General features: G+C 63.9%; 21 protein-coding genes. 6 read left to right on the forward strand and 15 right to left on the reverse strand.

Annotation, left to right across the window (positions count from 1 at the left end):
• Positions 1–5 precede the first annotated feature (5 nt).
• Positions 6–944: a DUF808 domain-containing protein gene (locus tag ACO055_RS01750; protein WP_422060891.1), complete on the forward strand. Its 939-nt coding sequence runs from the start codon at positions 6–8 to the stop codon at positions 942–944.
• A gap of 12 nt (positions 945–956) precedes the next feature.
• Here the strand turns inward: ACO055_RS01750 and ACO055_RS01755 are convergent, their stop codons facing one another.
• From ACO055_RS01755 to ACO055_RS01795, 9 genes are all read right to left on the reverse strand, one after another.
• Complete coding sequence (locus tag ACO055_RS01755) at positions 957–1,613, reverse strand: hypothetical protein (protein WP_422060892.1); 657 nt, start codon at positions 1,611–1,613, stop codon at positions 957–959.
• A 4-nt stretch (positions 1,614–1,617) separates the two neighbouring features.
• On the reverse strand, positions 1,618–2,748 hold the full coding sequence (locus ACO055_RS01760; protein WP_422060893.1) for an ABC transporter ATP-binding protein: 1,131 nt from the start codon (positions 2,746–2,748) through the stop codon (positions 1,618–1,620).
• A 2-nt stretch (positions 2,749–2,750) separates the two neighbouring features.
• Positions 2,751–3,593, reverse strand: a complete 843-nt coding sequence (locus ACO055_RS01765) for an ABC transporter permease (protein WP_422060894.1) — start codon at positions 3,591–3,593, stop codon at positions 2,751–2,753.
• Positions 3,593–4,498 carry an ABC transporter permease gene (locus ACO055_RS01770; RefSeq protein ID WP_422060895.1) on the reverse strand — a complete coding sequence of 302 codons (906 nt, stop codon included), beginning with the start codon at positions 4,496–4,498 and terminating at the stop codon, positions 3,593–3,595. Before ACO055_RS01770 ends, ACO055_RS01765 begins: the two co-directional genes overlap by 1 nt.
• 23 nt (positions 4,499–4,521) lie before the next feature.
• Positions 4,522–5,628 (reverse strand): ABC transporter substrate-binding protein, encoded by a 1,107-nt coding sequence (locus tag ACO055_RS01775; RefSeq protein ID WP_422060896.1) that lies wholly within the window; start codon positions 5,626–5,628, stop codon positions 4,522–4,524.
• Between the two features lie 393 nt (positions 5,629–6,021).
• A complete protein-coding gene (locus ACO055_RS01780) occupies positions 6,022–7,413 on the reverse strand; it encodes a glutamine synthetase family protein (RefSeq protein WP_422060897.1) in 1,392 nt (463 codons plus the stop codon).
• A 7-nt stretch (positions 7,414–7,420) separates the two neighbouring features.
• A complete protein-coding gene (locus ACO055_RS01785) occupies positions 7,421–8,761 on the reverse strand; it encodes an aspartate aminotransferase family protein (RefSeq protein WP_422060898.1) in 1,341 nt (446 codons plus the stop codon).
• Complete coding sequence (locus tag ACO055_RS01790; RefSeq protein ID WP_422060899.1) at positions 8,761–10,029, reverse strand: NAD(P)/FAD-dependent oxidoreductase; 1,269 nt, start codon at positions 10,027–10,029, stop codon at positions 8,761–8,763. The genes ACO055_RS01785 and ACO055_RS01790 overlap by 1 nt, the downstream gene beginning before the upstream one ends.
• Positions 10,030–10,045: 16 nt before the next feature.
• Positions 10,046–11,392 (reverse strand): glutamine synthetase family protein, encoded by a 1,347-nt coding sequence (locus ACO055_RS01795; RefSeq protein ID WP_422060900.1) that lies wholly within the window; start codon positions 11,390–11,392, stop codon positions 10,046–10,048.
• A gap of 158 nt (positions 11,393–11,550) precedes the next feature.
• Between ACO055_RS01795 and ACO055_RS01800 the strand changes: the two genes are divergently transcribed.
• The 3 genes from ACO055_RS01800 (at position 11,551) to ACO055_RS01810 (ending at position 13,861) form a co-directional block, all read left to right on the forward strand.
• The gene (locus tag ACO055_RS01800; RefSeq protein WP_422060901.1) at positions 11,551–12,873 is read left to right on the forward strand and encodes an aspartate aminotransferase family protein; all 1,323 of its coding nucleotides are present in this window, start codon (positions 11,551–11,553) and stop codon (positions 12,871–12,873) included.
• A 295-nt stretch (positions 12,874–13,168) separates the two neighbouring features.
• Positions 13,169–13,378: a hypothetical protein gene (locus ACO055_RS01805; protein WP_422060902.1), complete on the forward strand. Its 210-nt coding sequence runs from the start codon at positions 13,169–13,171 to the stop codon at positions 13,376–13,378.
• Positions 13,379–13,420: 42 nt separating this feature from the next.
• Positions 13,421–13,861, forward strand: coding sequence for a hypothetical protein (locus ACO055_RS01810; RefSeq protein ID WP_422060903.1), 441 nt, complete (start codon positions 13,421–13,423; stop codon positions 13,859–13,861).
• 67 nt (positions 13,862–13,928) lie between these two features.
• On the opposite strand, the gene ACO055_RS01815 is transcribed toward ACO055_RS01810, so the two are convergent.
• Positions 13,929–15,155, reverse strand: coding sequence for an ATP-binding protein (locus ACO055_RS01815; RefSeq protein ID WP_422060904.1), 1,227 nt, complete (start codon positions 15,153–15,155; stop codon positions 13,929–13,931).
• Between the two features lie 149 nt (positions 15,156–15,304).
• On the opposite strand from ACO055_RS01815, the gene ACO055_RS01820 reads away from it, so the two are divergent.
• Together ACO055_RS01820 and ACO055_RS01825 are read left to right on the forward strand one after the other, a co-directional pair.
• Positions 15,305–15,718, forward strand: a complete 414-nt coding sequence (locus tag ACO055_RS01820) for a hypothetical protein (RefSeq protein WP_422060905.1) — start codon at positions 15,305–15,307, stop codon at positions 15,716–15,718.
• A 49-nt stretch (positions 15,719–15,767) separates the two neighbouring features.
• Positions 15,768–16,769, forward strand: a complete 1,002-nt coding sequence (locus ACO055_RS01825) for a fumarylacetoacetate hydrolase family protein (protein ID WP_422060906.1) — start codon at positions 15,768–15,770, stop codon at positions 16,767–16,769.
• Positions 16,770–16,825: 56 nt separating this feature from the next.
• Here ACO055_RS01825 and ACO055_RS01830 read toward each other — a convergent pair whose 3' ends face one another.
• From ACO055_RS01830 to ACO055_RS01850, 5 genes are all read right to left on the reverse strand, one after another.
• Positions 16,826–17,872, reverse strand: coding sequence for a type II secretion system F family protein (locus tag ACO055_RS01830; protein ID WP_422060907.1), 1,047 nt, complete (start codon positions 17,870–17,872; stop codon positions 16,826–16,828).
• 13 nt (positions 17,873–17,885) lie between these two features.
• Positions 17,886–18,860, reverse strand: coding sequence for a type II secretion system F family protein (locus ACO055_RS01835; RefSeq protein ID WP_422060908.1), 975 nt, complete (start codon positions 18,858–18,860; stop codon positions 17,886–17,888).
• Positions 18,861–18,926: 66 nt separating this feature from the next.
• Complete coding sequence (locus ACO055_RS01840) at positions 18,927–20,204, reverse strand: pilus assembly protein CpaE (protein ID WP_422060909.1); 1,278 nt, start codon at positions 20,202–20,204, stop codon at positions 18,927–18,929.
• Positions 20,201–20,848: a CpaD family pilus assembly protein gene (locus ACO055_RS01845; protein WP_422060910.1), complete on the reverse strand. Its 648-nt coding sequence runs from the start codon at positions 20,846–20,848 to the stop codon at positions 20,201–20,203. Before ACO055_RS01845 ends, ACO055_RS01840 begins: the two co-directional genes overlap by 4 nt.
• A gap of 25 nt (positions 20,849–20,873) precedes the next feature.
• A complete protein-coding gene (locus ACO055_RS01850; protein ID WP_422060911.1) occupies positions 20,874–22,379 on the reverse strand; it encodes a type II and III secretion system protein family protein in 1,506 nt (501 codons plus the stop codon).

Consider the following 22,379-nt stretch of genomic DNA (forward strand, 5'->3'; position numbering starts at 1 on the left):
ACCCTATGCCCTCCGGCCTTTTTGCCCTGCTCGACGACATTGCGACCATCGCCAAGGTGGCCGCCGCGAGCATCGACGATATCGGCGCCGCGGCGTCGAAGGCCGGGGTCAAGGCGGCGGGGGTCGTCGTCGATGATACCGCGGTCACCCCGCGCTATGTCACCGGCTTTACCCCCGACCGCGAGCTGCCGATCATCTGGCGGATCACGAAGGGGTCGCTGTTCAACAAGCTGGTGCTGATCCTGCCGGCGCTGTTGCTGCTGTCGACCTTCCTGCCCTGGGCGATCACGCCGCTGTTGATGGTCGGCGGCGCTTATCTGTGCTTCGAGGGTGCCGAGAAGGTGATCCACTCGTTGCAGGAGGACAAGACGAGCCTCGCCGAGGATGCCGAGATCGTCGCCGACAAGGATCATGAAGAGGATATGGTCAAGGGTGCGGTGCGTACCGACTTCATCCTGTCGGCCGAGATCATGGTGATCGCGCTCAACGAAGTGCTCGATGAGCATTTCGCGATGCGGGCCGCGACGCTCGCGCTCGTCGCGGTGCTGATCACCGTGGCGGTCTATGGCGTCGTCGGCCTGATCGTGAAGATGGACGACATCGGCCTCCACATGGCGAAGGAAGGCAATAAGGCGCGCCGCGCGATCGGGCGTGGACTGGTCGATTTCATGCCGAAATTGCTGGCCGCGCTGGCGATCATCGGCACGGCGGCGATGCTGTGGGTCGGCGGTCAGATCGTGCTTCACGGGCTCGACGAATATCATATCGGCGGGCTCGGCCACTGGCTCCACGATTTCGCGCACGCGATCGGCGGCGGGCTACCGCTCGCGGGCTTTTGGGAATGGCTGATCAATGCGGGCGGCGCGGGCATATTCGGCCTGCTGCTGGGCGGGCTGATCGTCGGCGCGCTGCACCTGCTGCCGGGCAGGAAGGCCGCGCACTGACGCGGCACGCCGTTATTGCGCGGCGCGGCGCGCGTTGTTGATCGCGATAATATCCTTGCAGCCCGGCTCCGCGGCATTCGCGCACAGCCTTACATTGCCGAATGTCGCGGTCAGTTTCGCCGTGGCGCTGGCCAGCGTGAACGGCGCGACCTTGGTCGCCAGCGGCGAGCGTTCGGCATAGTTCAGGGTATAGAGCGTATCGGCGTCGCGGAAGAACAGGATGGCGTCGCGCTCACTCGCCCCCTTCATCGCCTTGGGATAGGCACCGGCAGGCAGCGAGCCGCAGCCGCTCACGATCAGCGACCGTTTGAGCGCCCCCTGAACCGTCTGCTCGCCGCCGAACAGATAGACGCGGCCGATGACGCACGCTTGCGGATCGAACGCGGCTTTCGCGATATCGGCGCTGGCCGTCGGCTGCCGTCCGGCGCCGCGAAAGGCCTGAACCGTCACCAGCCGCGTCCAGTTTTCGACCGTTTCGCCCTTGGGCACAAACTCCATCAGAAAGTTGGTGCCGTTCGATTTCGGAGGCTGCGCAACGAAGCCCGGGGGCAGGTTGAAACCGAGCACGCGGCCATAGAGCGGAATGACGGTATTCGGCGTCGGCTGCGCGGACGCCGGGGCCGCCTGCAAGAGCGCCAAAAGGAGGACTGCGCTGCTGCGGGTCAGCATCGCTTCAGCTCAGCAACACGACGGGGCTGTCGGCCCGCCAGTGCATGCTTACCTTGTCGCCCCAGGTGAAATCCTCCTGGTCGTGGCGCGACAGATTGGGGCGCGAGACGCGGATGAGGGCGCCCGACTCCAGCGCGATCTCGAACAGGGTGATGTCGCCGAGATAGCTCATGCCCTTGATCGTGCCGCGTGCGAAATTATAGCCGTCGGGCGCGTCTTGCGCCGCGGCCTTGACGGCTTTGCCTTCGCCGGGAACATGGAGATAGAGTTTCTCCGGCCGCAGCGCGATCCAGACGTCGGCGCCATGCGGGCCGGTAACGCCATGGTTCAGATAGACTTTGCCAAGCCCCGGACAGTCGACTGCCGCCTTGTCGGGCTCGTCGAGCGTCAGCTTGCCCTCGAAGATGTTCACCGACCCGACGAAATCGGCGACGAAGCGGTTGGCGGGATATTCATAAAGGTCCGACGGCGCCGCGAGCTGCGCGACTTCGCCCTTGTTGATCACGCCGATACGGCACGCCATCGACAGCGCTTCGTCCTGATCGTGGGTGACGGTGACGAAGGTGATGCCGACCTTTTCCTGCAACTCCGACAGCTCGAACTGCATCTGCGCGCGCAATTTCGCGTCGAGCGCCGACAGCGGTTCGTCGAGCAGCAGAACCTTGGGCCGCATGACAAGGCTGCGCGCGAGCGCGACGCGCTGGCGCTGGCCGCCCGACATCTGGTCGGGCATGCGCGTTTCGAACCCGCCAAGCTTGACGAGATCGAGCGCTTCGGCAACGCGGCCCTTCACCTCGCCGCCCTTCACGCCGGCGATCTTCAGGCCATAGGCGACATTGTCGGCGACGCTCATGTGCGGGAACACCGCATAGCTCTGGAACACCATGTTCACCGGCCGCTTGTTCGGGGGGATGCCGGCCATGTCCTGCCCATCGATCAGGATCTTGCCCTCGGTCGGCAGCTCGAAGCCCGCGATCATCCGCAGCAGGGTCGTCTTGCCGCAGCCGGAGGGGCCGAGCAGGACGAAGAATTCGCCGGCGAGGATGTCGAGACTGACATTGTCGACCGCCGCCACCTTGCCGAAGCGTTTGGTGACATTCTGGATCTGGATGATCGGTTTGGCGGGTTCGGTCATGGTCAGTGGGTTTCCGCGATAGCCTTCACGCCCTGAAGCTTCAGCGCGACGGCGGTCAGTACGATGGTCAGGATGATCAGCAGGGTCGAGGCGGCGTTGACTTCGGGCGTTACCGAGAAGCGGAGCATCGAATAGACCTTGACGGGGAAGGTGATCGTGTCGGGCCCGCTGGTGAAATAGGTGATGACGAAATCGTCGAGGCTGAGCGTGAAAGACAGCAAGGCGCCGGCAACCAGCGCGGGCTTCATATGCGGGATCAGCACGTCGCGGAACATCTGCCACTCGCCCGCGCCAAGGTCTTTCGCCGCTTCCTCCTGCTCGCGGTTGAAGCTCGCGAGCCGCGAGCGCACGACCATCGTGACGAACGGAAAGCAGAAGGTGATGTGCGCGATGGTGATCGCGCCCAGGTTGAGCGGCCAGACAAGGTCGGTCGGCCACTGAAGCTTCGCGAAGAACATCAGGAAAGCGACGCCCATGCAGATTTCGGGAACGATGATCGGCAGAGAGATCGTCCCGTCCACCGCACCCTTGAAGGGAAAGCGGAACCGCCACAGCATCACCGCCGAGATGGCGCCGAGGACCAGGCTGATGATCGTTGCGAGCGCGGCGATGGTCAGCGAATTGACCAGCGCCTCGACCAGCACATCATTGTTCAGCGCCTTGTCGTAATATTTGAGCGTGAAGCCGCGCCAGACGACGTTGCGCTTGCTGTCGTTGAAGCTGAAGATCATCAGCACAATCAGCGGCGCATAAAGAAAGACCATCACCGCACCGACCCACAGCCGCATCCAGAGCGTGCGGCTATATTCGAGCGGTGCGCGCAGCGTGCGTTTGAACAGCGCCATCAGTGCAGGTCCGGCACTTTGCGTCGCATCGATTGCAGCGCGATCAGGATGAACATCGCATAGATCAGGACGAAGGACAGCGCAGCGCCGAACGGCCAGTCATTGGCTTTCTTGAACTGCCGTTCGATGACGTTTGCGATCATCTGGCTGTCGGTGCCGCCCATCAGGTCGGGGGTCAGATAGGCGCCGAGCGCGGGGATCAGCGTGATCATCACACCGGCCACGATGCCGGGCGCCGCAAGCGGCACGACGATCCGCATGATCGTGCGGAAATGTCCGGCGCCCAGGTCGAGGCTCGCCTCGATCAGGCTGCGGTCGAGCCGGTCGAGCGCCGCGTAGAGCGGCAGGACCATGAAGGGCAGATGGACATAGACGAGCCCGAAGACGACGGCGAAATTGTTGAAAAGCAGCTGCGCCGGCTCCCACGTCGGGAGCGGCTGCAGCCCGATCAGCGTCTTGACCCAGCTGGTACCGCCCCACAGCGCCTCGAGCCCCTTGTTCGCATAGCCCTGCTGCCCCAGGATGATCATCAGCGCATAGGTGCGGACCAGCAAGTTGGTCCAGAAGGGCAGCATGATGCCGAGCAGCAGCCACGGCCGCCATTTCTCGCTCGCGAACGTGATCGCCATCGCGACGGGAAAGCCGACGATCAGGCAGATCAGCGTGACGAGCGCCGCGACGGCGAAGCTTTTGCCAAAGATGCTGAGATAGAGATATTCGGTCGCACGTTTGTAATTGTCGAGCGTGCCCGAAAAATCGATGCCCATGTCACCGACTTTTGTGCTGAAGCTATATTGCCAGACGATGAGCATCGGGACGACGAAAAACAAAATCGTCCACAGCAGGGTCGGCAGCGATACCGCTGCGAAGACCCGCTTGTTGGTTTTCCAGTCCTGTTCGGCCACCCCCCGAAGCCCCTTTCAGGCCGCTACGACGCTTTCACCTTGGTGAAGGCTTCCTCGTAAAGCGGCTGCAATTTCTCGTTGAACTTCGCATATTCGCATTTCGCGAGGATATCCGCGGGCGGGAAGATGACCTGATTATTCTTGTAGGTGTCGGGCATCAGCGCCTTGGCGGCGAGGTTCGGGGTCGGATAGAGGATCGTTTCGGTGATCTTCTTCCCCACTTCGCCATCGAGCATATAGTTGATGAAGGCATGCGCATTCTTCGGATGCGGTGCGCCCTTCGGGATGCAAAGCGTATCCGAGTTGAGCTGGCTGCCTTCCTTGGGCACGACGAAGTCGATATCGTCGTCCTCGGTCATCGCCTGCGCGATGTCGCCATTATATTCGAGCACGACATCGACGTCGCCCTTGAGCAGCAGGTCCTGTCCGTCGTCTTCGTGGAATTTTTTCACGTTCGGCTTTTGCTTGATCATCATCGCCGAGATCGTCTCGATATCGGCGGGCGTCAGCGAATTGACCGATTTGCCGAGATATTTGCCATACAGGCGGAACATGTCGCCGGCCTCCGACAGCCACGCCATGCGGCCGGCATATTCGGGGCTGTCGAAAAGCACTTTCCAGCTGTCGGGCTTCGCTTTCACTTTCGACTTGCGATAGCCGATGCCGAGCACGAGCCATGTATAGGGCATCGAGAATTTTCGGCCTGGATCATAGTCGACGTTGATGAAGGCCGGATCGACATTCTTGAGGTTCGGGATCTGTGCATGGTCGAGTTGTTGCAGCATGTCGGCGCGGATCATGCGCTCGACAAAGTCGTTCGACGGGACGATCACGTCATAGCCGGGGTTCCCGGCCTTGAACTTGGCGAACAGCGTGTCGTTGCTGTCGAACAGGTCCATCGTGACGTCGACGCCGGTCGATTTCTTGAAATCGTCGAGCGTCGTCTCGCCGATATAGGTATCCCAGTTGTAGAAGTTGAGCTTGGCTTCCTCGCCGTTCGCGAGCTTCTTGCCTTCGCCTTTGCTGCAGGCGGCCATGCCGCCGAAGCTGATCCCGACTGCTGCCACCCCCAGGGCCTGCAAGAGCGAACGGCGACCCCGAGATTGTTTAAGCAGTTCGTTCAGATCCATGGCTGGCCTCCCTGTATGTGACGTCAAGCTGACTCAATAATGTCATGTTGGGAAGAGGTTATTTTGCACCGCAGCACGAATTTTTGAAACATTCGTGCAGGAGGAGCGCCAACCGGCCCTCCCACTTCGTCCTGCTGAACCTGTTTCAGCATCCAAGGCCGGACCGGACAGGCCCGCGCGGCGTTCACCGGAAGGCCGGACCATCGCCCCGAAACAGGTTGGCGTTCGTCCCGATAAGCAAGTCGCTGTGCCCCGGCGAAGGCCGGGGCCCAGAGCGTTTGCAGGCGGCCATCGCGTTATCGCGCTCTGGACCCCGGCCTTCGCCCGGGAACAACCAGATGTTTGCCTCAAGGGCTTGATCTCGAAACAAGTTCAGGCTGACAACAGGCGCCGTCAGGCGTTGCGGAGATACCAGTCGTAATCGAGCGTCGGGACGACGCCGAAATAGCGATCCTGCTCGACGCGCTTCACGATGCTGAACATATCGACGAAGCGGGTGCCCAGATAGTCGCGCATGATCTTTGAGCCGTGGAACCGGTCGACCGCGCTGAACCAGTTCGACGGCGGCTTGTCGTCGCCCGAAGCGTCGCGGTCATAGCCATTGCCGACGACCGCGGCGCCGGGATCGGTCTGGTTCGTCATGCCGTGATGCATGCCCGCCAGGACCGCGGCGACCGCCAGATAGGGATTGGCATCGGCGCCGCACGCGCGATGCTCGACGTGACGGCTCGGCGGCGGTCCCGCGGGGATGCGGAAAGAGACGGTGCGGTTGTTGACGCCCCACGTCGGCGCGACGGGGGCGTAGCTGTTCGCCTTGAAGCGGCGGTAGCTGTTCGCGTGCGGGGCAAAGAGCGCGAAGGCGTCGCCGACGCTGCCGATCATGCCGCCGATGGCATGGCGTAGCGCGGGGGTCCCCTCGGGATCGTCGCTCGCGAAGATGTTCGCTTCGCTGCCGTCGTTGACCGAAACGTGGATGTGCATGCCGCTGCCCGCCTGCTCGGCGAAGGGCTTGGCCATGAAGGTCGCCTCCAGGCCCTGCGCCTGCGCGATCGCCTTGACCAGGCGCTTGTACATGATCGCATCGTCGCAGGCGCGCAGCGCGTCGGGCTTGTGGCGCAGCGTCAATTCGAACTGGCCGGGTGCAAACTCCGATATGGCGCTTTCGAGCGGCAGGTCCTGCACGTCGGTCGCCGCGTAAAGCGCGTCGAAGAACGCACGGAAGTCGTCGAGTTCGCGCAGTCCATAGACCTCGACATTGCGCGGCGTGTCGCGGCTGTAGTCGGGGCGGGCAGGGCGGACGCGGCCATCGCGGGCGCGGCGCGGATCGACGAGATAGAATTCCAGCTCAACCGCGAGCACCGGGGTCAGCCCGTCGGCAACGAAGCGGTCGATCACGCCGCCCAGGACATGGCGCGGGTCGAGGTCGTGCGGCGTGCCGTCGAGCTCGTAAAAATCGACCAGGAATTGCGCGGCATTGTCGCCGCCCCACGGCGTGCGGACGAGGGTGCCGGGGATCGGCTTCATCGATCGGTCGGCGTCACCATCCTCCCAGACGAGGCCGGTTTCGACCGTGTCCTGCCCGGTGATATCGACGACGGTGATCGATCCGGGGAACATGCGCCCGCTTTCGTAAACCGCCATCACCTCGTGCTGGCGCAGCCGCTTGCCGCGCGGGACGCCGCCGAAGTCGGTATAGATCATCTCGATCGAATCCACGTCGGGGTTGGCCTTGAAAAAGGCCTCGGCCTCCGAACGCGGCGCAATCACGCCCGATGACTTCGACATCGCCCCTCTACTCCTTCAACACGCTCGCGCAGTCGGCGAAGGCGCCGACCAGCCGGTCGATCTGATCGTCGCCGGTAACCGGGCTCACCAACATCATATTGTGAAACGGCGCCAGCAAAATTCCGCGATTGGCGAGGAACAGGTGGATCGCCGCCTCCAGCTCGGGATGCATGGCCGACTTAGCCTCGCCGCCGTTCCGGGGCGGGGTGGGGCAGGTCAGAAACTCGACGCGCGCACCGACTTGGGTGACGTGCCAGTCGAGACCGGCGGCCGCAATTTCCTGCTCCAACCCGGCCACCAGCCGCGCGGCGCCGCATAGCATGAGGTCGTAGGCTGCGGGGGTGATGACGTCCGACAGCATCGCATCCATCGCGGTGATGGCGAGCGCGTTGGCTGACAGCGTCGTGCCGATGCCGCTGTGCCCGTCGGGACGCAAGGCGTTGAGCGCTGCCATGCGCTCGGCGACAGCTGCCGAAAAGCCGTAAACCGCGCAGGGGACACCGCCGCCGATCGATTTGCCGACGACCATCAGGTCGGGTTTCGGCCCGTGCGTGACGCCATGACCGCCATAGCCCGACGAGATCGTATGGGTTTCGTCGAAGACGAGCAGCGTCCCGGTTTCGTCGCACAGCGCCCGCAGTTTGTGCAGGAAGCCCGGCGCGTCGCGCACCATGCCGACGTTGGTCATCACCGGCTCGGCGAGGACGCACGCGATATCGCCGCCGTTCAGCGCGGCTGCCAGCGCGTCGCCGTCGTTGAACTCGATCACCGTGGTCGTGCCGTGAAGATCATGGACTTGCCCGACCAGGCTTGCCCGCATCGTCGGCACGCCGCCCTTCAGATCGACGAAGGCGTCGTCGACCGCGCCGTGATAGGCGCCGTTGAAGGTGAGGATTTTCGTCCGGCCGCTGATCCCGCGGCACCAGCGGATGACAGCGCGATTGGCTTCGCTCGCGGTGGTCGTGACCTGCCACTGCGGCAGGCCGAACATCGCGGCAAGCTTTTCGGACAACGCCGCGCCGCGCTCGGTCGGCAGCATATAGCTCAGCCCTTCGTGCGCCTGCTGCGCCAGCGCGGCGGCAAGCGCGGCGGGCGAATGGCCGAACAGGCTCGCCGTGTCGCCGAGGCAGAAATCGTCATAGCGCTGCCCGTCGATGCTGGTCAGCGCCGCATCCTTTGCCGTTGCCGCCACGATCGGCACCGGGCTGGGCCAGTCGCGCATCCAGTGGAAGGGCACCGACTGGAACCAGCCGGTTGCTGCGGCATGATGCGCGAAGGCGCGCGGATTGGCGGCGCGAAAGCGCTCGGCCTCGCGCTCGGCAACTCGGGCAATGGCTCCGGCCGCCATCACCCCAGCTTGTCCTTCAGCGCATAATAGAGCAGCCCAAGCGTCGCGAGCGGACCGCGCAGCCATTTGCCGCCGGGGAACGGGCGCGAGGGCAGGTCGGCGAGCACGTCGAACCGCTCGGCGGTCTCCGCCATGGCTTCGGCGATCAATTCGCCCGCCAGCGTCGTCACCATCGCGCCGTGGCCCGAAAAGCCATGCGCGAAAAAGACGTTCCCGCGCCGTCCGATATGCGGCAGCCGGTTCATCGTCACCGCCACCGTTCCGCCCCACCCATAGGCGATCGGCGCATCGGCGATCTGCGGGAAGACCTCGGCCATGAAGGGGCGGACGAACGCCGCTATGTCGTGCGGCGGCGTCTGCGAATAGCGTTCGCCCCCGCCAAAGATCAGGCGCTTGTCGGCCGACAGGCGGAAATAATTGAGCACGAACCGGCTGTCGGCGACCGCGGCGTCGGTCGGCAGCAGCGCGTCGGCGTTGGCGAGCGGCGCAGTCGCGATATTATAATTCATGATCGGCACGGTATAGCGGCCAAGGTCAGCCTCGACCTGGCCGATCCAGCTGTCGGTCGCGTCGATGACATGGCGCGCGCCGATATGCGCGCGGTCCGTGATCACGCCAAGGCCCTCGGCGGTGTCGGTGATCTCATGGGCCCGCTCGCCTTCCCAGATCCGGACGCCCGCGGCTTCGGCCGCCTTCGCCAGCCCGATCGCATAATCGAGCGGATGGAAATGCCCGCCCTGCGGATCGTGGATGCCGCCGTGATACAGCGGGCTGGCGATATGGTTCGCCATATCCTGCTTCGCGACGACAGCGCTCTGGTAGCCAAAGCGTGTCGCCAGAAACTCGGCCTCGCGTTGCATCGCGCCGAAATCTTTGGCCGTCCACGCCGCTTCCAGATGTCCGGTCTTCAGGTCGCAATCGATCGCATGGTTCGCGATCCGCGCTTGCACCCGGTTCTGCCGCCAGCACAGGTCGAACAGCGCATCGGTGCGTTCGCGGCCGAATTCGGCCTCCAGTTCGGACGCCGACCAGCGCAGGCCGGGGATGAGCTGCCCGCCGTTGCGTCCCGACGCACCGAAACCGACATGCTCGCGCTCGATCAGGATCACCGAAAAGCCGCGCTCGGCACAGGCGAGAGCGGCACTGAGGCCCGTATAGCCGCCGCCGATCACCGCGACGTCGCAGCTGCAATCCTGTCCGTCAAAGGCGCGCGGCCGCCACGCCTGCGCGGTCGCGGCATAGTAACTGTTGGCGAGCGGATCGGTCATGGGGGGTGCCGCTGGGTCAGACCCGCATCAACAGATGTTCGCGCTCCCAGCTCGACACCACCGACTGGTAATTGAACAGCTCATAATCCTTCACGGCAAAGAAGATTTCGAAGAAATCGTCGCCCAGCAGATTGCGGACCTTCTTGCACGAACTGAACCGATCGAGCGCGGCTTCCAGGGTGCGCGGCAAGGTGCGAGCGCGGTTATATGCGCTGCCTGTGATCGCCTTCGCCGGCACCATGCGGTCGACGACGCCGATATAGCCGCAGATCAGCGACGCCGCGATCGCCAGATAGGGATTGCTGTCGGCGCCGGGCAGCCGGTTTTCGACCCGGCGGTTCGCCTTGTCGGAGATCGGCACGCGAAAGCCGCACGACCGGTTGTCCTCGCCCCACTGGACGTTGATCGGCGCTGCGCTGTCGGGCCGCATGCGGCGGAAGCTGTTCACATTGGGCGCCCATAAAGGCGAGATTTGCGGCATATAGCGCACCAGCCCGGCGATATAGCTGCGGAACATCGCACTATCGCGGCCATTGGCGGTCGAAAACAGATTCCGGCCGTTCGCGGCATCGACCACCGATTGATGGATGTGCATCGCGCTGCCCGGCTGACCCGCCATCGGGTTCGCCATGAAGGTCGCATAGACGTCGTGCTGCTTGGCAACGTTGCGCACGACGCGTTTGAACAGGAACACTTCGTCGGCGAGCCGCAGCGGGTCGCCATGCTCGAAATTCACCTCGAGCTGCGCAGCACCCATTTCGTGGATCATCGTGTCGATATCGAGGCCCATCAGCTCGCAGTCGTCATAGATATGGTCGATGATCTCTTCATATTCGTTCATCGCCTCCAGCCCATAGGGCTGGCTCGCGGTCTCGCTGCGTCCCGACTGGCCGGTCGGCGGAACGAGCGGGAAATCGGGGTCGACATTCTGCGACACAAGATAGAATTCGACTTCGGGCGCGATGATCGGGCGCCAGCCCTTTTCGGCATAAAGCGCCAGCACCTTTTTCAGGATCGTCCGCGGCGCGATGTCGACCTCGCTGCCGTCGCCGTTGAACGCGTCGGCGATCACGAAGGCCGTCGGCGATTTGAACCCGGGCGCGACGCAGATCGTGCTCGGGTCGGCGATCAGGATCTTGTCGGGGTCCTTGTCCCAGATATCGTCGATATCCTCGGGGTAATGGCCGTCGATCGTGCAGATGAAGACGCTGCCCGGAATGCGCAGCGACTTGTCCTTGACCGACGAGAGGAACTTCTTGGCCGGCAGCACCTTGCCGCGCTGAACCCCGTTGATGTCGGGGACGATGCATTCGACTTCGTCGATTTTATGGTCGCTGATCCATTGTTCCAGATTGACTGACATGAGCCCCCGATTGGGCCGAGGAGCCGGCCCGTTTGTGCGAGGGCAGCCTATCCTGAAGTTGAGCGGAGCGCCAGAGGGGGCATGTTTCGGCCATTTTCGGCATTGCCAGCATGAAGCGTGCCCGTCAGATTGCGACAAGGTTCAAGCGGTGGAGTGCTATGGTGATGCAGGGTGACAACGATGTTCTGGCGTCCTTCTGGATGCCTTTCACCGCCAACCGGTCGTACAAGGCGAACCCGCGCCAGCTCGTCTCGGCGAACGGGATGCATTACCGGTCGAGCGACGGGCGACAAATTCTCGACGGCACATCGGGCCTGTGGTGCAGCAACGCCGGCCATTGCCGCGCCGAGATTACCGAGGCGATCGCAAAGGCGGCCGCAACGCTCGATTTTGCACCGACATTTCAGCTCGGCCACCCGCTGCCGTTCGAACTGGCGCAGCGCATCGCCGATCTGATGCCCGAGGGGCTCGACCGGATATTCTTCACCAACAGCGGTTCCGAATCGGTTGATACTGCACTGAAAATCGCGCTCAATATCCAGCGCGCGAAGGGACAGGGGACGCGCACGCGGTTGATCGGGCGCGAGCGCGGCTATCATGGCACCGGCTTTGGCGGGATCAGCGTCGGCGGGCTCGTCAACAACCGCCGCGCCTTTGGCGGCGGGCTTCCCGGCGTCGATCATATCCGCCACACGCACGATATCGAGCGCAACGCCTTCACCCGCGGCTTCCCGCAGCATGGCGCCGAACTCGCCGACGATCTCCAGCGCCTCGTCGACCTTCACGGCGCCGACACGATCGCGGCGGTGATCGTCGAGCCGATGGCGGGATCGACCGGCGTCCTGGTGCCGCCGGTCGGCTATCTCCAGCGCCTGCGCGAGATCTGCGACAAGCACGGCATCCTGCTGATCTTCGACGAGGTGATCACCGCCTTTGGCCGCGTCGGCGGCGCGACCGCGGCGGGGCAGTGGGGCGTGACGCCCGACATCATCACGATGGCGAAAGGCCTCACCAACGCCGCGGTCCCGATGGGCGCGGTCGCGGTGAAGCGCGACCTGCACGATGCGGTGATCGACAGCGTGCCCGGCGGCATCGAGCTGTTCCACGGCTACACCTATTCGGGGCATCCGCTCGCGAGCGCCGCCGGCCTCGCAACGCTCGACCTCTATGCCCGCGACGGCCTGTTCGATCGCGCGATCGAGCTTGGAGGATATTGGGAGGATGCCGCGCACAGCCTGATGGGGCGGCGCCATGTGATCGATATCCGCACCATCGGCCTCGTCGCCGGCATCGAACTCGAACCGCGCTCCGGCGCCCCGACCGGGCGCGCGATGGAATTGTTCCACGCCGCCTTCGACTCCGGCCTGCTCGTCCGCGCGACCGGCGACATCATCGCGCTGTCGCCGCCACTGATCGTCGACAAGGCGCAGATCGACGAGATGTTCGGGCGGCTCGCCGAACTTCTCGAGCGGATCGATTAGGCTGAAGCCTCGTAAAATCGACCGGCGGCCGGCGACCGAATGAGGCCATTCCTTTTGTGGTCATCCTGAAACAAGTTCAGCATGACGGAGGGCTAACGGCCCATTGCGGACGATCTTGACGTGCTCCCCGGCGAAAGCCGGGGTCCACAGCGTGCTTGCGCAACGCCGGCCCTCGAACGCTCTGGACCCCGGCCTTCGCCGGGGAACATGGTGGGTCAGGTGCCCCGGCCTTCGCCAGGGAACATGGTGGCTCGGGTGCCCGTCCGCCAACCACTCCCTTCCGGCCATATCAAAAATGGCAGCCGATGACGGCAAACGACCGAAAACGGCTTTCGCCATCATCGTCATCCGCTCCATCATCGTCATCCCCCTCCATCATCGTCATCCCGGACTTGATCCGGGATCCATGACGACGTCGGTTGCTCGTCCCCCGAATCAGGTCGCGGGCGACGAAGCCAGAATGGCCGCTCCGCGTCGCAAAGCCGCCGCAATCGTCGATCCATAAAATCGCTTTCCTACATTATCCCGCCATGCTTCAAACTGGTGGATGGAAACCCACGCTCCCCAGCCGCCCGCCCGGCTGCTCGCCGAAACCTGCCTCGCCTTCACGCCCGTCGAGCAGCAGCGATGCCGCGCCGATGGCTGGACATCGGAAACGCAGGCCAACTTTATCCGCGCGCTGGAAGCGATGGGTTCGGTCGGACAGGCGGCGCGCGCCGTCGGCATGGGTCGCCGCTCGGCTTATCGGCTGCGCGAACGCCCCGGTGCCGACAGCTTTGCCTCGGCATGGGACCGTGCGATCGCGACGGGGCGGATGCGGCAGTTCGACTATGCGATGGATCGTGCGATCAACGGCATCACGACGGTGCGCATCCTGCGCGGCGGCGCGATCGATGTCACCGGCGGCCCCGATATGGACATCGTGAACGCGGTGCTGCGCGAGGATGCGGCGCCGCTTAAAGCGGCGCGAGGATGCGGCGCCGCTTAAAGCCACAAAGGACACATTTTGAATACGCACGTGCGGGGCTTTTGTGGCTTTAAGCCATGCGGGACGCCTATCGGGTCTCCGCCAGCGGGAACGCCACCGACACGCGCGTTCCCTTGCCAAGCTCGCTTTCGATGTCGAGCTGGCCCTGATGCCGCTCGCTGATGTGCTTGACGATCGCGAGGCCCAGGCCGGTGCCGCCGACCGAGCGGCTCCGCGCTTCGTCGACGCGATAGAAACGCTCGGTCAGGCGGGGAAGGTGGTCGGGCGCGATACCTTCGCCTTCGTCGCGGACCGACAGGCGGATGCGCTGGCCTTCGCGCGCCAGCTCGACGGTTACCGGCGTCCCCGGCCGACCATATTTCATCGCGTTGGAAATGACATTGTGCGCAAGCTGGGCGAGCTGCGCTTCATCGCCCAGCACCGGCTGTATTTCCTCGCCCAGCCTCGCGACGATGTCCTTCGGCCGCGCTGCTTCGCTGTCCTGCAACTGCGCGATCGTACCGCGAACGATCGCGGCCAGATCGACCGGCGTCGTCGGGCGCCGGAATCGGTCGGCCTCGACGCGCGAGATCGACAACAGATCGATGACAAGCTGCTGCATCCGCCCGGCTTCGCGGTCGATGATCGACAGGAAGCGGTGGCGGGTGGGTCCGTCGGCTTCGCCGTTCATTTCCTGCAGCGTCTCGACATAGCCCAGGATGGCGGCAAGCGGTGTGCGCAGTTCGTGGCTCGCATTGGCCACGAAGTCCGACCGCATGCGGTCGGCGGCGTCGATCGCCGAACGGTCGGACAGGAAAATGATTCGCTCGCTGCCCGACAGAGCGGCGATCCGCATCGTCCAGCGTTGTCCCGGCCGCGGGAAATCGACGAGGTTGAGCGTTTCGAGCGGATCGTCGTCGCCGATCCGTGCCAGCCATTCGGTCGCGGCAGGATGGCGGATCGCGGTGCGAATATCGGCGCCGACGATATGGCGCCCAAGCAGGCGGACTGCCGCATCGTTGACGATCGTCACCACATTGTCGGCGACGCCGATCAGCGGCTCTTTCTCCTGATCGACCCACAGCGCGAAATCGGGATGCCGGAGCAGTGAAACGGGAGGCGGCTCGACCGCCACTTGCCCCTGCGGATCGGGCAGCGCGGACGGCAGCGCGGCATAGACAATCGCCGCTCCGGCGACGCCGGCCACGACCAGAATCGCGATCGTCAGCGCATCGCCGCCGGCCAGCGCGGCAAAGATCGCCGCAATGGCGACCAGCGTCAGCGCGGCGACAAGGCTCGAAAGACGGTCGAACATCGCCTGCGCGCCTCGCATGAAGCGCGAACGCGTGCAAGAACGTTCGCGGCGATTAGGGTCCGTGTGGCAAATGTCCCAATGCGGGAAGCGTGCGGGCGCGTGCGGACTTTCGCTTTTCCCGGCCGCTTCATTGGGTTATGCGCGACGCGATGGAAAATCGTGATATCCCGACCGAAAATCAGGCCGAAAGCGAAGAGGCGGTGCCTTCGCGGCGCAAGATGCTGGCGCTTGGCGCGATCGGCGTGTCGGCCGCCCTGACGATCCGCCCCGCCTTTGCCCAGACCGCCGTGTCGGTAATGAACTGCCAGATTCCGGTGCCGGGTCCGACGGGCGCCGGCAAATATATCGACACGAACGGCAAGCTGGTGGCGCCGGGAACGAAAGGCGCTTTTCCGGGGTCGGCGCGTGCCTTTACCGGTGAGGAAGTGAAGCGTGCCTTTCGCGGCCAGACGTTGCCTGGCGCGACCTATGACCAGTCGCAGGCCTATCTGCAGTATATCCGGCGCTTGCAGGCGGGGCAGAGCGGCTTTACCTGTTTCGCATCGATCCAGATGCCACGCTGATCATCCCTGCCTCGGGCGATGACCGGCATCGTCAGACAAAGGGACCTATGTGAAACTAGCTTCGCTCAAAGCCGGCCGCGACGGACGGATGGTCGTCGTCTCCGACGACCTCGCCTGGTACGCCGACGCCAGCCAGATTGTCCCGACGATGCAGGCCGCGCTCGACAATTGGGCCTATGCCGCTCCCCGCCTCGCGGCGCTCGCCGAAGATCTCAACCATGATGCGATCCCGAAGGAACGCTTTCACGAGCGTGACGCCGCGTCGCCACTGCCGCGCGCCTATCAATGGGCCGACGGCAGCGCCTATGTGAACCATGTCGCGCTTGTCCGGCAGGCGCGCGGCGCCGAAATGCCGGAGAGTTTCTGGCATGACCCGCTGATGTATCAGGGGGGCAGCGATGCGTTCCTCGCACCGCGCGACCCGATCCCGCTTGGCGACCCGGCGTGGGGTTGCGACATGGAGGCCGAAGTCGTCGTCGTGACGGGTGACGTACCCGCGGGCATCGACGCTGTTGCGGCCCGCGACCATATCCTGCTCATCGGTCTGACCAACGACGTATCGCTACGCGGCTTGATTCCGGGTGAACTCGCCAAGGGATTCGGCTTTTTCCAGTCGAAGCCGTCGAGTGCGATGTCGCCGGTGTTCGTGACGCCCGAGGCGCTGGGGGGCCGCTGGAAGGACGGCAAGCTGCACGGCACGCTCTGCGTCGACCTCAACGGCCAGCCGCTGGGCCGCGCCGATGCCGGTGTCGATATGACCTTCGATTTCGGGCAGCTGGTCGCGCACGCCGCGAAAACGCGGAGCTTGGGCGCAGGCACGATCATCGGGTCGGGCACCGTCTCGAACCGCGGCGCCGATGGCGGTCCGGGCAAGTCGATCGGCGAGGGCGGGCTTGGCTATAGCTGCCTTGCCGAAGTGCGGACGGTCGAGACGATCGTGCAAGGCGAAGCGAAGACGCCTTTCATGCAGCAGGGCGATAGCGTCCGCATCTGGATGGATGACGAACGCCACCACAGCATTTTCGGCGCGATCGAGCAGATGGTTTCCTGAAACAAAAAGGGGCGGGATCGCTCCCGCCCCTTTCGTAAATGCGTTGGTCGCTGCCGTCAGGACGGCTTGCCACCGAAGCTGCCGCCCGACATCGCGTCGCTCAGCGAACAGGCCGCCGGGCCAAGAATAACGATGAACAGGCACGGCAGAATGAACAGGATCAGCGGCACGGTCATGATCGCGGGAAGGCGCGCGGCCTTTTCTTCGGCGCGCATCATGCGTTCGTTGCGGAATTCGGCCGACAGGACGCGCAGCGCGCTGGCGAGCGGCGTGCCGTATTTTTCGGTCTGGATCATCGTCGTGACAACGCCCTTCACCGATTCCAGATTGACGCGATAGGCCAGGTTTTCAAAGGCCTGCCGACGTTCGGTCAAAAAGCCGAGTTCGATCGAGGTCAGGGCGAATTCTTCGCCCAGCTCGGGATAGGCGCGGCCCAATTCTTTCGAGACACGCGAAAAGGCGGTGTCGACGGTCAGGCCGGCTTCGGCGCAGATGACGAGAAGGTCGAGCGCGTCGGGAAGGCCCTTGCGGATCTTGTCCGTGCGCTTTTGCCGCTTGTTCGAGACGAACAGATCGGGCGCCTTGTAGCCAAGGATCAGCGCCGCCATCGTCGCGCCCGAGCGCTTCATGGTCGAAAGGTCGGGCCACATGTCGACCCAATAGATCAGGAACGCAGCCAGGCCGCCGAGAACGATCGGCAGGACCAGGCGGCCGAAAATGACCGCAACGGCAAGATCCTTCGAGCGGATACCGGCCTGTGCGAGCTTTTGCTGCACATCCTTGATCTGGCTTTCCTGGAGAACCTGCAGCTTGCCCAGAACCGACCGCATCTTGTCGGCGTGCTGGTTCTTGCGGATCAGTTTTGCGCGGCGCTTCGTGGTCGATGCGGTGATGCCCGCCTTGAGCTGCTCGCGCCGCTCGTTGAGTGCCTTGACGCGCTTCGTCATCGGATTGCGGACGGTCATCGCGCCATAAATGGCGACGAGCACCGCGCCGACGCCGACGGCGGCCATCATCGTCGCGACCCAGATGACATCGACACCGAGCAGCGTCGGCCCGGTAGCGGCTCCGGTGAAGGCAGCGAGGAGGAAATTGCTGTTCATCTGCGCGCGTCCCTCAGATCTCGAAACTGATCATTTTTTTCATGATGAAAACGCCGATGCTCATCCAGCCCAGCCCGCCGAGCCCGGTCACGATAAGCCGCTGCTCGACGAAGAAGCCCTGAAGATACTGAGGATTCATCATCCAGACGATGCCGAACACGAAGAAGGGCAGGGCGCCAACGATATAGGCCGAGGCCTTCGCTTCGGACGACATCGCCTTGATCTTCAGCTTCATCTGGGCGCGCTTGCGCAGCACGTCCGACAGATTGGCCAGCGTTTCGGCCAGATTGCCGCCGGTTTCGCGCTGAATCTGGATGGTGATGCAGAAAAACTGAAATTCCGGCGTGCCGAGCATTTCAGCCGATTCTTGCAGCGCGGCCTCCATGGTGTTGCCGATGCGAATGCGCTCGACGACGCCCTTGAATTCCTCGCCCACCGGGCCGGGCAGTTCGTGGCTCACCACCTGGAAAGTTTCGGTGACCGGCAAGCCGGACCGCAGACCGCGGACGAGCAGATCGATCGCATCCGGAAAGCGTGCTGTGAACGCGTTGACGCGTTTCTTGATCAGCCGTCCGACATAGGCGTGCGGGAACCAGATACCGGCCAGCAGGCCCACGAGCACGGCGAGCGGGAACGGGGTGCGCAACACCAGCAGCGAGCCCGTCATCACCACAAACAGCCCCATGCAAATGAACACATATTTGCTGAGGTTCCAGTTCTTGCCCGTCCGGCGCAGGCGCTTTTCCATCAGCTCCCGCCGGGGGACCAGGCTGGAAATGCCATTGCCGCCAGCGCTGCCGCCGGTCGCAGCGATTGTCCTGCGCATTTGGGCAGCGACAACGGCTTCCGTCGAATTGGCGTGACGATCGCGAACCATTGCCAGGCGCCGGCTCTTGGCCTTGCCGACCGAAGGACCCGCGAAAGCAAGCGCAAGCATGCCGAGGGCAACGATGGCGGCGGCGATGATAAGGATCATTTGCAGGTTCATGCTCGACCTTCTGTCCGCTTCAATCGACGGTGCGACAGTGACCGGCGAGGCCGGTCACTGCGCGCCTTATTTCGCGCCCTTTTTGGACACCAGCGAACCGAGACCGCCGAGCTTTCCGAGCAGCGAGCTGCCCGCCTTGCCCTTGGCCGACGGGGCCTGGCTTTCCTCGGCGCTTTCGTCGGCGCCATCGAGCACCAGCCGCATCAGGCTGGTCCAGACTTGCGCCGCCTTCGTGCCCTTGCAGATTTCGGCATAGGATTTGCCCAGTTTGGCAGCCTGGCTGATCAGCTTGGGATCGAAAGGAATGGTGATGTCGACCGATCGTTCGATCGACGATTCAAACTCCTTGCGCGACAGCTCGCCAACGGCAGTCTGGAACTTGTTTGCGACGAGGATCACCCGCGCGCCCGGTACGTTCTGCTTGAACCACGAAAGCAAACGGATCGTGTCGCGGGCCGAAGCGAGCGTCACGTCGCTGATCAGCAGGATCGTTCCGACTTCCGACACAAGATGCGGGAAGGGGATCAGGACCTGGCGCGGGATGTCGACGATCGTCATCTCGAACGCGTTGCGCAGTTCTTCTTCGAGCTGGAAGAAGGCGGATCCGTCGGTCATGACCGGCTGATGGATCGGCGCTTCGGCCGACAGCAGGCTGAGCTTGTCCGAGGCGCGCACCATCGCACGTTCGATGAACAGGCCATCGATACGGCTCGGGTTGTCGATCGCGTCGATCAAGCCGCGGCCGGGCTCGAGGTCGAGCGTCAGCGCGCCGGTACCGAAATGTACGTCGAGGTCGAGCAGCGCGGTCTGGCGTTCGGCCTGCTCGCTGATCGCCCAGGCAAGCGAGGTCGACACCATCGAGGCGCCGACGCCGCCGCGCACACCGACGACGGCCATCATGTGATGCGGCTTGTCGTCATGCATGTCAGCGTGCTTGGGCGCCGAAAGCATCGTCTGTGCCATGGTCAGCGACTCGCGGACCTGGTCGAGCGACAGCGGCTTGAGCAGATAGTCCTGGATGCCGCTGGACAGAAGGTCGCGGTACAGCCGGACATCGTTGACCTGGCCGGCCGCGATCACGACCGTGCCGGGTTCGCAAACTTCGGCCAGGGCGTTGATGTCGTTGATCGGGTCACCCGATTCCGACATATCGACAAACAGGATGTTCGGGCTTGCCGATACCGAAAGCGACTGGACGGCGTTACGAAGCCCGCCCTTGTTGCACTTCTCGATCGGCCAGCCCATGTCGGCCGCCGCGGCGCGGATCAACTCCAGCGTGTCGTCGTCGCAGACGAACGCGTTGAAGGGGTCACGAAGCCCTGCTGCTTTAAAAGGAGCGTTCACTGGCTGCCTCCGCTGTTGCTCGTTGCCTGGCCCTTGAGTTCGCCGGCACCCGTAGGCGGCTTCTCACGATAGGTTTTGATCGCTCGCGTCGCCGCGCTCGGGTCGTTTTCCTTGGCGGTCGCGCCCTTGATCAGATCATTGGGGTCGGCGACCATGGCAGCAAGATTGCTGTTCGTGGCGCAGCCATAGTTGGACGACGTGGCGTTGTTGATGTTGATCGACGATTTGCTCGACCAGTCGGGGCAGTTCGGCACATGAGCCGTGGCGCGCGTCACGACGACGCGCAAATAGCCCGGAGCGATCGTGCCGGTGGTAACCGGAACGTCATTCGTCAGCATCAACCCGCGACGCTCGACCATTGTACGTATCGTCGCGTGCGCTTCGCCGGCGCCATAGGTCGAGGGGTCCTCGACTGCGATACGGTCGCCATAACGAACGCCCATCGCGTCGAGCCACCCTTGAAGGCGACCCTGCTCGCTGGGGGCGAGTTCGCCGCTGCCAGCGGCAACGTCAAACTGATAGATGGTGTTGCGCACCAGTGGTTGATGGACCGAATCCAGGCCACGGTTGCTGTGCGCGGTACTTCCGCATCCGGCCAGCGACGTTGCCAGTGCCAGGGCGGTCAAAGTTGCGATTTTTTTCATCACTATGCTCCTGATTACCAGCGCGTCACTTTTTCAGGCTGAACCCGGGGGCAGCATCGCTGTTGCCACCGCGCGGGCGATCGGCATCGCCGACCGTCGTGTCGAGCCGCGGCTTGGGCCGCTCGCCACCGCTCACACCGTCTGTCGTTTGATTGAGCAACAGGCGCTTCAGGTCGTTCGAGTCCTGGTACGCGTCGGTCGGCAGCTTGATGTCGTTCGCCGAGACGGGGGTCACCAGATACGGCGTTACCACGATAACAAGCTCGGTTTCGCCGCGGCGGAAGCTGTCCGATTTGAACAGCATGCCCAGAAGCGGGACGTCGCCGATGCCGGGCATCTTGTCGATCGCCCCGATCGAACGATTGTTCATCAGGCCGGCGATCATGAAGCTTTCGCCCGAGCCGAGCTCGACCGTCGTTTCGGCGCGGCGGATCGTCAGAGCCGGAATCTGGAAGCCGTCCATCTCGATCGCGCCTTCGGTCGACAGTTCCGACACTTCGGGGCGGACGCGCAGGCTGATGCGGCCATTCGAAAGCACCGTGGGCGTGTAAGCCAGGCTGACGCCATATTTGCGATATTCGATCGTGGTGCCGGCGAAATTTCCGGGGATCGGGATCGGGAATTCGCCGCCCGCCAGGAAGTCGGCGGTTTCGCCCGAAATCGCAGTCAGGTTAGGTTGCGCAAGCGTGACGACCATGCCCGACCGCTCGCCAAGATCGAGCGAAGCGATCAGGTCGAGGCCGAACAGGCGGCCCGCGCCGGCAAGGCTTCGCGTCCCGCTGGGGGTCGTGAAGCCATAGCTGGTGCTACCGGCCGGGACCGGCGGCGTGCCTTCGCCCGGATAGAGGATCTGTCCGGCGGTACGGCCGCCGAATACGCCGCCCAGGAAGCCGTTGCCCAGCGGGCCATCGCTGTCACGCGTCAGCAGGTTTCCGCTGATTTCCTTGACGAGCGAACGGTTCACTTCTGCGATGCGAACCTGCAGATTGACCTGCAGGGGAGTCGCCGTGCGGAGGCGCGAAAGCACTTTCGTCTGGTCGCCGACAAAGGCTTGGACGAGGCGCTCGGCCTCGGCCGCATCGTCGGGCGACTGGACGGTGCCGGTCAACAGGACGAAGCCGTTCATCGTGTTCGACGAAATCTTGGCATCCGGCATGGCCAGCGACAGCATCTGGTCGATCGTTTCGATATTGTTGCCGACGCGGGCGACGGTCGAATAGACCACCCGGCCGCTGGCATCGGTCGCGTAAATGCTCGTTTCGCCCGGCTTTTTGCCAAAGACGTAGAGCTGACGGCCCGAACGTACCTGGACGTCGGCGACTTCGTCGTTGGCGACGAACACGTCGGTCATTGGCGCAGAGAGGCTGATCAGGCGGCCGCGGCCTACCGACAGGTCGATGCTGCTGTTGGCGTTCTGCGTGGCCTGGGCCAGAGCCTGCTGTGCAGGGGCGGACACCAGGGTCGCGGCGACCAAGCCAATGGCCAGGGTGCGCGCGAGCGTCGCAGCCATGAAATTGCTCTTGCTGTTCAT

The organism is Sphingopyxis sp., assembly GCF_965227415.1.
GTDB lineage: Bacteria > Pseudomonadota > Alphaproteobacteria > Sphingomonadales > Sphingomonadaceae > Sphingopyxis.

Coding starts and splice junctions, on each gene's coding strand:
- ACO055_RS01750 (WP_422060891.1), top strand. CDS start 6: ATGCCCTCCGGCCTTTTTGCCCTGCTCGACGACATTGCGACCATCGCC.
- ACO055_RS01755 (WP_422060892.1), bottom strand. CDS start 1,613: ATGCTGACCCGCAGCAGCGCAGTCCTCCTTTTGGCGCTCTTGCAGGCG.
- ACO055_RS01760 (WP_422060893.1), bottom strand. CDS start 2,748: ATGACCGAACCCGCCAAACCGATCATCCAGATCCAGAATGTCACCAAA.
- ACO055_RS01765 (WP_422060894.1), bottom strand. CDS start 3,593: ATGGCGCTGTTCAAACGCACGCTGCGCGCACCGCTCGAATATAGCCGC.
- ACO055_RS01775 (WP_422060896.1), bottom strand. CDS start 5,628: ATGGATCTGAACGAACTGCTTAAACAATCTCGGGGTCGCCGTTCGCTC.
- ACO055_RS01780 (WP_422060897.1), bottom strand. CDS start 7,413: ATGTCGAAGTCATCGGGCGTGATTGCGCCGCGTTCGGAGGCCGAGGCC.
- ACO055_RS01785 (WP_422060898.1), bottom strand. CDS start 8,761: ATGGCGGCCGGAGCCATTGCCCGAGTTGCCGAGCGCGAGGCCGAGCGC.
- ACO055_RS01790 (WP_422060899.1), bottom strand. CDS start 10,029: ATGACCGATCCGCTCGCCAACAGTTACTATGCCGCGACCGCGCAGGCG.
- ACO055_RS01795 (WP_422060900.1), bottom strand. CDS start 11,392: ATGTCAGTCAATCTGGAACAATGGATCAGCGACCATAAAATCGACGAA.
- ACO055_RS01800 (WP_422060901.1), top strand. CDS start 11,551: ATGGTGATGCAGGGTGACAACGATGTTCTGGCGTCCTTCTGGATGCCT.
- ACO055_RS01805 (WP_422060902.1), top strand. CDS start 13,169: ATGGCAGCCGATGACGGCAAACGACCGAAAACGGCTTTCGCCATCATC.
- ACO055_RS01810 (WP_422060903.1), top strand. CDS start 13,421: ATGGAAACCCACGCTCCCCAGCCGCCCGCCCGGCTGCTCGCCGAAACC.
- ACO055_RS01815 (WP_422060904.1), bottom strand. CDS start 15,155: ATGTTCGACCGTCTTTCGAGCCTTGTCGCCGCGCTGACGCTGGTCGCC.
- ACO055_RS01820 (WP_422060905.1), top strand. CDS start 15,305: ATGGAAAATCGTGATATCCCGACCGAAAATCAGGCCGAAAGCGAAGAG.
- ACO055_RS01830 (WP_422060907.1), bottom strand. CDS start 17,872: ATGAACAGCAATTTCCTCCTCGCTGCCTTCACCGGAGCCGCTACCGGG.
- ACO055_RS01835 (WP_422060908.1), bottom strand. CDS start 18,860: ATGAACCTGCAAATGATCCTTATCATCGCCGCCGCCATCGTTGCCCTC.
- ACO055_RS01845 (WP_422060910.1), bottom strand. CDS start 20,848: ATGAAAAAAATCGCAACTTTGACCGCCCTGGCACTGGCAACGTCGCTG.
- ACO055_RS01850 (WP_422060911.1), bottom strand. CDS start 22,379: ATGAACAGCAAGAGCAATTTCATGGCTGCGACGCTCGCGCGCACCCTG.